We start from the raw sequence: 12,468 nt of genomic DNA, 5'->3' as shown, positions 1-12,468 counted from the left end.
AAGAGATCTCTATGGGGATAAAAAGTCCCATGTTATATATATTCTTTTTCATGTTTACAATAATTGCAGCTATAGGAGTTGTCAATGATAATATAGTATACGGAGGAGCAATAGGAAATGTATTAAAAAATGCACCTCATATTATAACCATTTATATTGCCAATATGTCAATTTTTGGATTGTTAATTGCCACTGCATATTTTAACAATGCTGCCTTGAGGGATTATCAAAATCATTTTGATGAAATCCTTTTTAGCACCCCCATTCATAAAGCCAGTTACTTTTTTGGTCGTTTTTTTGGAGCACTTTTTTTGTCTACGATTCCATTATTAGGTGTGTTTTTTGGATTTCTAATTGGATCTGATATGGGCCCCGAATCGGGAATGATAAATCCCGATAGAGTAGGAGATCTTAAATTAAGCTTTTTTATAAATAACTATTTCTTATATGTCTTACCTAATATGTTTGTTTCTGGGGCAATTATTTATGCCATAGCCCTAAAATGGAAAAGCACTATTATATCTTTTATCGCTACAGTTATCCTTATTATAGGATATCTGATTGCAGGAACATTTTTAACCGATATCAGTACCGAATACTTAGCTGCGTTCACAGATATTTTGGGTGTTAGAGCATATCAAATAGATTCTAAATACTTTACAAGTGTTGAAAAAAACACAAATGTTATATCTGTAAGTGGTTGGTTATTTGCGAATAGGATTCTATGGGTAGGTATAGGACTCATTATCATTGTTAGCTCATATGTCTCTTTTTCATTTATTCAGAAGAGTAAAAAAGTAGAAAAAGAAAAGAAGAGCAGTAAAAAGGAACAAACTATCAAAATTTTTAGTCTTCCAAAAGTGCAAAGTAATTTTAATTTTACAGCTTCAAGAAAGCAGTTTACTAGTTTTTTTAAAATAAACTTTTATGCCATTTTAAAAAGTAACACTTTTAAGATAATGCTTATTGTTGGGACTCTAATTTTAATCAACAAATTACTAAATGGTTTTGATTTTTATGGAGTTAAGTCATATCACGTTACCTATAAAATGTTAGATTTCAATCGACCAATATGTACGATTGTTGGAATGATTATGTTGGTCTTTTTTAGTGGAGAATTGGTGTGGAGAGAACGATCAAGCAATATTAGCGGAGTTATAGATGGATCGCCACACAGTTCAATCGTTTTGCTTCTTGCCAAAATTACAGCATTAATAGCGATTAATGTTATATTCGATTTATTTCTTATTTTAATTTCTATAAGTTATCAATTATTAAGTGGATATACTAGTCCAGATATCGATGTGTATTTATTAGATTTTATTTACTCTGGATTATTAATGTATATAGCCTGGTCTTGTATTTTGGTCTTTATACAAATTATCATAAACCATAAATATATAAGCTATTTTGTTTCAATACTATTACTGTTTTTATTTGAGTTTGTTATTGTGGATGCTTTAGGAATAGAGTCATTTATGTTAAATCTTGGTTTTACACCAAATTATCAATATTCTGACATGAACGGTTTTAGTGAAGCTCTAATTTCAAAAAACTGGTTTAGTTTATATTGGATATTGTTTGGTTTATTACTTATTACTATTGGAAGCCTTTTATGGATAAGAGGTGCTGTAAGAGGAATAAAAGATAGAATTAAGTCTGCCAAAAAGCATTTTTCAAAGAAATATGCATTGATTCTAATTACAGTTACTCATTTATTTATCCTGATATCGAGCTTTGTTTATTACAATACACAAATAATAAATCCCTATACATCAGCTAATGAGATAGAAGAGATGCAGGTTTTTTATGAAAAGAACTATAAGAAATATGAGAACATCCCACAACCTAAGTTTGGTGATGTTACTTACGAAGTAGATATATATCCCGAGGAACGTAATTTACTTGCTAAAACTCATGTCGCCTTGTTAAATAAGACAAATGTTGCAATAGATTTTTTGCATTACTCTATTTCTAAGTACTATACAACAGAAAAATGGGATATTACTTTACACATTCCGAATGCAAAATTAGTTTTAGATGATAAAAAACTAGGATATCAAATTTATAAATTGAATACCCCTCTACAACCTGGCTCTGAAATGAATATTGTTATAGATGCTATATATAAAAGCCAAGGGTTCGAAAACAGTGTTTCAAATTTACGTGTCGCAAAAAACGGAACTTTTATTCAGGAAGCTTATATATTGCCTAAAATTGGATATGACAAAAATAATGAGCTCATGGATCAAAATGTCAGAAAAAAATACAATTTTCCTCCTAGAAAACGAATGACTAAGCTAAATCCTAATGATCAAATTAATAATAAGCAGAATTATTTTACAGAAGGAGAATCTGATTGGGTAAATATTGAAACGATAGTTTCAACTTCAAGCAATCAAATTGCTATAGCTCCAGGAACCTTAGTAAAACAATGGAAGGCAGATGGGCGTTCATATTTTAAGTATAGAAATGATCACAGCTCTTTAAATTTTGTCAATTTTATGTCTGCAGAGTATGAGGTATCTCGTAAAAAGTGGAATGGTATTGATATCGAAGTATATTATCATAAAGATCATGATTATAATATTGATATGATGCTGGATGCTATAGAAAAATCATTGAAGTATTATACCGAAAATTTCGGCCCTTATGTTCATAACCAAGCCAGAATCATCGAGATTCCAAGGTATTATAACTTCGCACAGGCTTTTCCCGGTACAATGCCTTATACCGAAGGTGGTGGATTTACAACTGATCTTTCAAACAAAAATGATAACAATGTTATCGAAGCTATTATAGCACACGAAATGGCACATCAATATTGGGCACATCAGGTAGTAGGAGCAAATATGCAAGGGGCTACTATGTTATCTGAAAGTTTTTCAGAATACTCTGCATTGATGGTGATGAAAAACAGAATAAAGGATGATAGTAAAATGAAACAGTTTTTAAACTATGATTTTGAAAAATATTTAAAAGGTAGAAGTGCTGAAGCCAAAAAAGAATTGCCTTTGTATAAAGTAGAGGGGCAAAGCTATATTCATTATGGAAAAGGAAGTGTTGTCTTGTACGCTCTGCAAGATTATATAGGGGAAGAAAAAATGAATACTGCCTTAAAAAACTTTTTAGATGAATATAAATATAAGGAATCATCCTATCCAACAACTCATGATTTTTTAAGACATCTAAAACCTCAAGTTCCCGATTCATTAAATTATTTGATAACCGACTGGATAAAAGAAATTACACTATATGATTATAGATTAAAAGATGCTACTTATAAAAGAAAAGGAAACGGAAAATATGAAGTTTCAATGGATATCGAAGCATCTAAAATTAAAGTTGATGGTCTGGGTACTGAAACTGAGGTAAAACAACACGATTGGGTAGATATAGGTGTATATGCAGATACAGAAGAAAAACGCCTCATCTTTTCAAAAAGAGTACTGTTTACTGATAAAAAAATGAATTTTTCTTTTGAGATTGATACTATTCCTGCAAAAGCTGCAATAGATCCAAAACGATTATTAGTAGAGCGAGTAATCGATGATAATGTTAAAGAGTTTTAAGAAAGATTTAATCTTTAATACATATTCAGCAAAAGAGCATAAGAGTAGGATAAAGTGTAAAAAGTGGTTAGTACTTTTAATTTTGGTTTCCTATTCTTATGCAGCAGCTGAAGACAAAAAACCATAGATCTCATAGCCGTAGAACAAAGATCTTGATGAAATAATATACCATGTAAAGCCATTTATTCGCTAGCTTTTTTAAAACTGTACAGAATACTCTATTTATACTTCTATCTTTACCAAAAATTATTTTATGTCAAGACAGTTTTCTGATTTAGGAGTTTTAGTTCCATTACAAAAAAGTTTAGTAGATCTAAATTTTTCTACACCAACCGATATTCAGGAAAAATCAATTCCTATTTTATTACAGAAGAAGGATGATTTTGTTGGTTTAGCCAAAACCGGAACAGGAAAAACAGCTGCATTCGGATTGCCGTTGTTGCAAATGATTGATGCAAGTAGTCCAAGCATTCAGGCCGTAATATTGGCTCCAACCAGAGAATTAGGACATCAGATTCATAGCGATTTAACATCTTTTATTAAGTATTTGCCAGATATTTCTATTGCATCAGTTTGTGGAGGGATTCCTATCAAACCCCAAATAGAACGTTTAACGAATACGACCCATATAGTTATTGCAACTCCTGGACGTTTAATTGATTTGATAAACCGTAATGCTATTGATATTAAAAGTGCTAATTATCTGGTTCTTGATGAAGCAGATGAGATGGTAAGCTCTTTAAAAGAAGATTTGGATAAAATAGTTGCTGTGCTACCAAAAAATAGGAGAACCATTCTGTTTACAGCTACGATGCCAGGAACCATAAAGCAGCTGGTACAAAATTATATGTCTAAGCACATTATTCATGTAAGTGCAGATATGGAAACCGTTGGACATCAGGGTATAGATCACCGGTATGTTGTTGTAGAACCTATAGAGAAATTAGAAGTTTTAATGCATTTTCTTAGCTCAAAAGAAGGAGAGCGAGGTATTATTTTTTGTAAAACAAAAGCGGCAGTAAATAAGCTGGCAAAGAACCTGGCAATTAATAAATTTTCTTCCGGAGCACTACACGGTAGCTTATCACAACCTATTCGTGATAGAATTATGGGGCAATTTAGAGAAGGACATATAGATATTCTTGTTGCTACAGATTTAGCTGCCAGAGGAATTGATATCAAAGAAATATCATATGTAGTCAATTATCATTTACCAGATGTTTACGATACTTATGTACATCGAAGTGGAAGAACGGCAAGAGCAGGAGCAAAAGGGTTATCTTTAACGATAATACAACAAGAAGAGGTAGAAGATATACCAGAATTTGAATCTGTTTTAGGTATAGTTTTTAAAGAATTCAAAAAAGCTGACGAACAAAGTATCGAAGAAAATAATGGACTTTTGTGGGCAAGAAAAATATTTAAAACCAAACCCAATCATACAGTTTCTGCTGAGTTTAAAGAAAAAATAAAGACAGTTTTTCACCACCTTACCAAAGAAGAATTGATAGAGAAACTGTTAGCAAATTACCTTGCGCAACACACCAATTCTACTCATACAAAAACAGAAATACCTAAGAAGAAAAAGAAATAAAACGTATGGCAAATATCATTAAAAAGCAACAGCATATTCTTGATAAATTAAATATTAAGTGTTTGAATCCAATGCAGGAAGATGCTCTTGTTGCCATTGAAGAAACCGAAAATACAATTATACTTTCTCCTACCGGAACAGGTAAAACTCTGGCATTTTTATTGCCTATTATTGCTAATTTAGATCCTAAAAGTACAGAGATACAAGCTTTAGTTTTGGTGCCATCAAGAGAATTAGCTATTCAAATAGAACAAGTAGTTAGAGAAATGGGATCAGGATATAAAGTAAATGCTGTATATGGTGGTCGTTCTATTTCTAAAGATAAAATAGAACTGAAGCATACTCCGGCAATTCTTATTGGTACACCGGGCAGAATTGCAGATCATTTCAGTAGAGAGCGTTTTTCTAAAGAAAGCATAAAAACATTGGTGCTGGATGAATTTGACAAATCATTAGAAGTTGGTTTTGAATACGAAATGAGAGGTATTATAAATGAACTGCCAGGAATAAATAGAAGAATATTAACCTCTGCCACACAGGAAATAGACATTCCTGATTTTGTCAAATTAGAAAACCCAACTATTATTGATTACTTGGATGATGGTGTTTCTAATTTAACAATAAAAACGGTAGTTTCTCCTTCAAAAAACAAGTTAGATACTCTTGTTGCATTATTACATCAATTAGGTAATCAACCCGGAATTATATTTTGTAATCTAAAAGATACTATAAGCGAGGTAAGTCATTTTCTGGATAAAAATAATATTAGTCATGGTTGTTTTTATGGAGGAATGGAGCAGAAAGATAGAGAACGTTCTTTAATCAAATTTAGAAACGGTACCCATCAGATTATTATTGCTACCGATTTGGCAGCCAGAGGAATCGATATCCCAGAGATTAAATATATTGTTCATTACCAGCTTCCTTTAAAAATAGAAGAATTTACACATCGAAATGGCAGAACAGCCAGAGTAAATGCTAAAGGAACCGCTTATGTATTGAAATGGGAAAAGGAAAACTTACCAGATTTTATCGAAAATGCAGAAATAGAAACGATTACTAAGCACTCTGTACGAAAACCTCAATATTGGCAAACCTTATTTATTTCTGGAGGTAGAAAGGATAAAATTTCTAAAGGAGATATCGCTGGATTATTTTTTAAACAAGGTAAAATTAATAAGGATCAATTAGGAGTTATAGAGTTAAAACAAGATTGTACGTTTGTTGCTGTCCCTGTATCTATAGCCGATGAACTAGTCGCAACATTGAATAATAGTAGATTAAAGAAGAAAAAAATAAGGGTAACTAGTATCTAGAAAGAAATACAGTTTTATTGCTTGTAAATTTATGGCATCATATTTGAAATGCATAAAGTAATTATTAAAATTAAATTATATTACAATGAGTAAAGGAACAGTAAAATTCTTCAACGATGCCAAAGGTTTCGGTTTTATTAAAGAAGAAGGTTCAAACCAAGAGTATTTTGTTCACATTTCTGGATTAGTCGATGAGATTCGTGAAGGCGATGAAGTAGAGTATGACCTTAAAGAAGGTAACAAAGGATTGAATGCAGTAAACGTAAAAGTTATCTAAACATATACGCTTAAATTTTGTATCAAGAGGCCCATCATAATTGATGGGCCTCTTTCTTTATAATACACTGAAAGAACATTTCTTATAAAGTTTATTATTTTTTAAGACAAAATCCTTTCAAAATTCCTGAAAGACATTAATTTTACAGGCCTAAAAAAATGGAAAGTTATGTCTGAGATAACTACAGAGTCAGAAGAAAGAAAAACCGGTAAAGAATTATACAGTTACCAAAAAGGAGCAATCAATAAAATTTTTAAAAGTTTTGAAGACGCTCCAGAAGATTATCACCTGTTATATCAACTACCAACTGGTGGTGGTAAGACAGTTATTTTTTCTGAAATAGTAAGACAATACCTTAAACATCATAACAAAAAAGTGTTAGTGATGACACATCGTATAGAATTGTGTAAGCAAACATCTAAAATGCTTACAGGGTTTGGGGTAATTAATAAAGTAGTTGATAGCAAAGCAAATCTTGATGATCAGGAGGAGTATAGTTGCTTTGTAGCTATGGTAGAAACTTTAAATAATAGACTAAATGAAGATAAACTTGATATCTCAGACATTGGTTTAGTTATTATTGATGAAGCACATTATAATTCTTTTACCAAATTATTTAAATTTTTTGAAAAATCGTTTATTTTAGGAGTTACGGCTACACCATTGAGTTCGAATATGAAATTGCCGATGAAGGATAACTATAATGAATTGATTGTTGGTGAAACGATAGAATCTCTAATCGAGAATGAATTTCTTGCTCGTGCAGAAGTCTTTGCTTACAATATGGGATTGACATCTTTAGAGGTTGGATCCAATGGAGATTATACAGTAAAATCATCAGAAGACCTGTACACAAACCAAGATATGCTGGGTAAATTACTAGATGCATATAAAAAACATTCTTTGGGTAAGAAAACGCTAATTTTTAATAATGGAATTAATACTTCATTACATGTTTTTGATACATTTAGAGCAGCAGGATTTCCCATTGCACACTTAGATAATACGGCCACAAAAAAACAGAGAAGTCAAATCCTAAAATGGTTTAAAGAAACACCTAATGCTATTTTAACATCGGTAAGTATCTTAACTACAGGATTTGATGAACCTACGGTAGATACAATTATCTTGAATAGAGCTACCAAATCTTTGACTTTATATTATCAAATGATTGGTCGTGGTTCTCGTATCCTTAAAAACAAATCTAAGTTTTCTGTAATTGATTTAGGGAATAATCTCTATCGTTTTGGACCATGGGGGGCAGATTTAGATTGGCAAAAAATATTTAATTCACCAAATTACTATATGGATAAACTCCTTAATGATGAGGAGATTGAAGGAAAGTTTAGACATGAGATGCCAGCAGAATTAAGAGCAGAGTTTGCTAATTCTGAAGAAGTATATTTTGATATCAAAGAGACGTATATACAATCTGTAAAGAATGGTCAATCATCTAAGGTTGTATTAGAACAATCTATAGCTCAGCACGCCAAGATATGTGTTGAAAATAGTGAAGATATTTATGATGCATTGGGGTTAGCTAAAATGCTGGGAGAGGATATTAATTATAGAATTCAGGCCTATGCTAAATGTATCAGTAAGAGTACTCATAATTTTTTGACCTGGTTAAAGGATGATTATCGAAAGAAGTTAAGTACGTATTTACGTGATAATTTTGATACTTTGTTTGAAGAAATTCATGGGAGACCACCAGAAGATTAGTGTTTAAAATTTCCAAACAATAAAGCGACTTCTTTTATTACCCTGTTCCATTGCAATGGTAGTATGTGTTGCTTTCAGTTTATTTAATTGTTTCTCTAATTTAGGTAGATGTTCTTTCTTAGAAACGAGACTTGTAAAAAAACCTACTTGTTTAGCAAAAGTAACGCTTTGTTTTATCATTCGTTTTAAGAATAAAGCTTCACCGCCATTACACCAGAGTTCATTGGCTTGACCTCCAAAATTGAGTTCAATATTTTCTGAAATTCCTAAATTCTTTAACTTTCTAAGTGTCCCTTTAGAAGCTTCTTCTTGTGAGGCATGAAATGGAGGGTTACACATTGTAAAATCAAAGAATTCTTCATTTTTTATAATTCCTTCAAATATATTCGCATTGTTAGTCTGGTGTCTTATTTCAATAGAATCACTTAGCTGCCGATTTATTTTAATATTATTTTTTGCAGATATCACCGCTTTTTCATCAATATCTGCTCCTACCATATACCAATCATATACTTGTGCCCCTAAAAAGGGATAAATGCAATTGGCACCCATACCAATATCTAAACCTTTTATTTTGGTAGTAACTCCTTCTTTTGCCAGTATATCAGCCAAATGATGTATATAATCCACTCTCCCGGGAATAGGAGGGCAGAGATAACCTTTAGGGATACTCCAATCCTTTAATCCATAATGATGCTTTAAAATAGCTCTGTTTAACTCCAAAACTGCTTTATGATCAGAGAAATCTATTGTGCTATTCCCAAATGTATTGGTAAAGACAAAAGTTTCTAATGCCTCATGCGCATTAATTAGTGTTGTAAAATCGTATGGTTTATTATGAATATTATTGGGATGCACGCTTATTTAATTTATTTATGATTCTTATCGTTTAATTTCATCAATACCCTGTTTAAGCTTCTTAAAGTAATTCCCATATAATTAGCGATATCTTTTTTAGAAATCACTTCTGTAAGCTCTGGAAAAGCTTCTTTAAGCTTTAGAATATTATCTTCTATGGTATAGGATTGTTGGTAAGAATGTCTTGGAGCTTTATAACCAATTTTAACAGCCATAGCTTTCATAACCAATCTATTAAACCTTTTGTCTTGCTCTAATAAGTAATTGAAATTTGTATATGAAATTTTATAAACTTCTAATCTTGTAATTGCTTCAATACTACAAAAACTTAATTTACCACTAAAGACTTCTAATTCTCCAAACTTCATTCCTTTACCCAGAAACTCCTGAATAAAGTCCTTTCCATTTTCATCAGACAAATAACATTTAGTGATACCTTCCTTAATAATAAAAACCGAAGTATATCTTTTATCTTGTTCTATTATTTTTTGTTTTGGCAGAAACCTTTCTTCAATAAAATAATCAATATCCAAACGACAAAGAATATCAATATAATCCAATAATTCCTGGTCTGTTCTTATCATTTTTTTGACACTTGGACATTTGTCCTTTTTATTTAATTCTACAAATTATTTCTTTGAACTCAGTAAAATTATACAATAAAAAGGGATAAAATAATGCAAATGGAAAGATTATTAAAGCAGATAGAATTTATTAAAGAAATTGATAAAATCAAATACATACAACGTCAAACCAAATTATTTAATAGTGACAGACGAGAAAATGATGCAGAACATAGCTGGCATTTGGCTATGATGGCACTTGTTTTAGCAGAACATTCTAATACACCTATTAATATTCTTAAAGTTTTAAAAATGGTATTGATTCATGATGTTGTTGAAATAGATACAGGTGATATTTTTATTTACGACACCGTAAAAAATCATACAAATACCGAAGAAGAGCTAAAATCAGCTAAGCGAATATTTGGAATACTCCCCGAAGAACAATCAAAAGAATTTATTGAAATTTGGCTGGAGTTTGAAGAAGGAAAAACTAATGAGGCAAAATTTGCCAAGGCATTAGATAGATTTGAACCCACTCTTCAAAATGATTCTAATAATGGTGGTACATGGCATGATTTTGATGTTGAATATCAAAAAGTACACGAAAAAACAAAGACTATAAATAAAGGTTCTAATAGCTTGTGGGAGTATTCTGAAACATTAATTAATACATATTATAAAGTCGTATTGGATGATTAATCAGAAGCATTCTATTTATACGATTAATTTTGCATTGATTAGCTTAAGTTCCTTATTCTTTTCTGCGAGCTATAATATGTTAATCCCAGAATTACCTGCATATTTAAGTAGTCTTGGTGGGGCAGAATATAAAGGGTTAATCATTTCTTTATTTACACTTACAGCAGGTTTATCAAGGCCTTTTAGTGGTAAAATTACAGATACAATCGGACGCAAGCCCGTAATGACTATTGGTATAATTGTATGTTTAATATGTGGTTTTTTGTATCCTGTGTTAACTACTATTTCGGGTTTTCTTTTTTTAAGATTATTACATGGTTTCTCTACTGGTTTTAGCCCAACAGCAATTTCTGCATACATAGCAGATATTGTTCCCAAAGAACGTTGGGGAGAAGCTTTCGGGATACAAGGTTTATGTTTTAGTACAGGTTTAGCTTTGGGCCCAGCTCTGGGGAGTTTTATTAAAATGTATTATTCTTTTGATGTACTATTCTATAGCTCTTCATTAGTTGCTTTCATATCTGTCGCGTTAGTAATAAATACAAAAGAAACCCTTAAAACTTCCCAGCGCTTTAACCAATCTATTCTCAAGATTTCAAAAAATGACATCATTGCAGTAGAGGTTCTACCATCTGCAATTGTAACTTTTTTATGCTATATCGCTTTTGGAGTTATTTTAACCTTAATTCCAGATTGGAGTGATCATTTGGAGATTATTAATAAAGGAACGTTTTTTATTGTTTTTACTATTTCTTCTTTGTGTATTCGATTTATGACGAGGAAAGTATCAGATAATTATGGGCGAAAAATTATAATTATTATAAGTCTTATCATTTTATTTTTGGCACTCATCCTCATTGGCTTTCTGGATACGGCTAATGGATTGCTTATTGCAGCAGTTTTCTATGGATTAGCTATGGGAATACTATCTCCAACATTAAACGCCTGGACTGTAGATATGAGCGACCCTAATCATAGAGGGAAAGCAATGGCTACGATGTACATTGCCCTAGAAGCTGGTATTGGTTTAGGGGCTTTCTTTTCTGGGTGGTATTATCAAGATGTCATTTCTAAAATCCCACTGATTATGTATACGTGTGCATTTATGGTTTTTATAGCATTTATATATATGATGTATAAAGTTAAAGAGAAGTCATAAAAATACTAAAGCCATTTTGCTTTTATATCCTTGTATTTTGTTCTTCCGATAGGAATAAGTTCTCCATTCTTTAATTCTGCAATATACTTACTACCTGATTTCACGATAATTTCTTTTATCTCTGACATTTTTACCAGATATGATTTATGAATACGCTCAAAAGTTTCTGGTAGCAGTTGCTCTAGTTTTTCGAGAGATTTATCATGCAATTCTTTTCTTCCATTAGTAAGAAAAAGTTCTGTATATGCACCCGCTCCCTTTATAAAAAGAACTTCTTCAATTGGGATCAGTTGTATTCGGCCTTTTTTCTTAACTGCCAAAAGTTTAATCTTATGAGTTTCTGTCTTTTCTTTTGAAAGGACTCTATTAAAGGCTTGCTCTAATCGATCCATGCTAAAAGGCTTAGGTACAAAGTCTAAAACACCATATTCAAAAGCAGATATTGCCTGTTCGCTATTTGCAGAAATGATAACGGTATGAAACGATTCTGAGACTGCTGTACCGAGGATATCGAAACCACTTTCTCCATTAAGGTTTAAATCCAGAAGTACTATATCCAGCGAATTATTTTTAATAAACTCCAATGCTTCGGGTAGCGCTTCTACACGATGCAACGATTCTAGCGTGTTTGTAAAGAATTCCCTGGTCATTCTTTCAATTCTCTTGGCTATTCTGGCTTCATCTTCAACTATTAGGATATTCATA

Annotated in this window: 10 protein-coding genes; 7 read left to right on the top strand and 3 right to left on the bottom strand. The window is 31.6% G+C overall.

Going from position 1 to position 12,468, the window contains the following annotated elements; all coding sequences use genetic code 11:
• The first annotated feature begins 50 nt into the window (after window positions 1–50).
• The 5 genes from DG435_RS02040 to DG435_RS02020 all read left to right on the top strand — a co-directional run bounded on the left by DG435_RS02040 (window position 51) and on the right by DG435_RS02020 (window position 8,481).
• Entirely contained in the window at window positions 51–3,572 is a 3,522-nt protein-coding gene (locus DG435_RS02040; protein WP_234387044.1) for a M1 family aminopeptidase, read from the top strand.
• A 253-nt stretch (window positions 3,573–3,825) separates the two neighbouring features.
• Window positions 3,826–5,166, top strand: a complete 1,341-nt coding sequence (locus DG435_RS02035; RefSeq protein WP_106791389.1) for a DEAD/DEAH box helicase — start codon at window positions 3,826–3,828, stop codon at window positions 5,164–5,166.
• 5 nt (window positions 5,167–5,171) lie between these two features.
• Window positions 5,172–6,482: a DEAD/DEAH box helicase gene (locus tag DG435_RS02030; RefSeq protein WP_106791390.1), complete on the top strand. Its 1,311-nt coding sequence runs from the start codon at window positions 5,172–5,174 to the stop codon at window positions 6,480–6,482.
• 85 nt (window positions 6,483–6,567) lie between these two features.
• Window positions 6,568–6,759: a cold-shock protein gene (locus DG435_RS02025; RefSeq protein WP_024770156.1), complete on the top strand. Its 192-nt coding sequence runs from the start codon at window positions 6,568–6,570 to the stop codon at window positions 6,757–6,759.
• Window positions 6,760–6,927: 168 nt separating this feature from the next.
• Window positions 6,928–8,481, top strand: coding sequence for a DEAD/DEAH box helicase (locus DG435_RS02020; RefSeq protein WP_106791391.1), 1,554 nt, complete (start codon window positions 6,928–6,930; stop codon window positions 8,479–8,481).
• A gap of 3 nt (window positions 8,482–8,484) precedes the next feature.
• Here DG435_RS02020 and rlmF read toward each other — a convergent pair whose 3' ends face one another.
• Window positions 8,485–9,339 (bottom strand): 23S rRNA (adenine(1618)-N(6))-methyltransferase RlmF, encoded by an 855-nt coding sequence (gene rlmF, locus DG435_RS02015; RefSeq protein WP_106791392.1) that lies wholly within the window; start codon window positions 9,337–9,339, stop codon window positions 8,485–8,487.
• Window positions 9,340–9,350: 11 nt separating this feature from the next.
• A complete protein-coding gene (locus DG435_RS02010; RefSeq protein WP_106791393.1) occupies window positions 9,351–9,923 on the bottom strand; it encodes a Crp/Fnr family transcriptional regulator in 573 nt (190 codons plus the stop codon).
• Between the two features lie 93 nt (window positions 9,924–10,016).
• On the opposite strand from DG435_RS02010, the gene DG435_RS02005 reads away from it, so the two are divergent.
• Window positions 10,017–10,604: an HD family hydrolase gene (locus tag DG435_RS02005; RefSeq protein ID WP_106791394.1), complete on the top strand. Its 588-nt coding sequence runs from the start codon at window positions 10,017–10,019 to the stop codon at window positions 10,602–10,604.
• Complete coding sequence (locus DG435_RS02000) at window positions 10,597–11,763, top strand: MFS transporter (RefSeq protein WP_106791395.1); 1,167 nt, start codon at window positions 10,597–10,599, stop codon at window positions 11,761–11,763. Before DG435_RS02005 ends, DG435_RS02000 begins: the two co-directional genes overlap by 8 nt.
• Before the next feature lie 5 nt (window positions 11,764–11,768).
• Here the strand turns inward: DG435_RS02000 and DG435_RS01995 are convergent, their stop codons facing one another.
• Window positions 11,769–12,467, bottom strand: coding sequence for a LytTR family DNA-binding domain-containing protein (locus DG435_RS01995; RefSeq protein ID WP_106791396.1), 699 nt, complete (start codon window positions 12,465–12,467; stop codon window positions 11,769–11,771).
• Between the last annotated feature and the right edge of the window lies 1 nt (window position 12,468).

Origin of the sequence: Aquimarina sp. Aq78 (genome assembly GCF_900299525.1) — a bacterium.
Lineage (GTDB): Bacteria > Bacteroidota > Bacteroidia > Flavobacteriales > Flavobacteriaceae > Aquimarina.
Note: the sequence above shows the minus strand (reverse complement) of the source record. Positions and strands in the feature narration are given on the sequence as shown.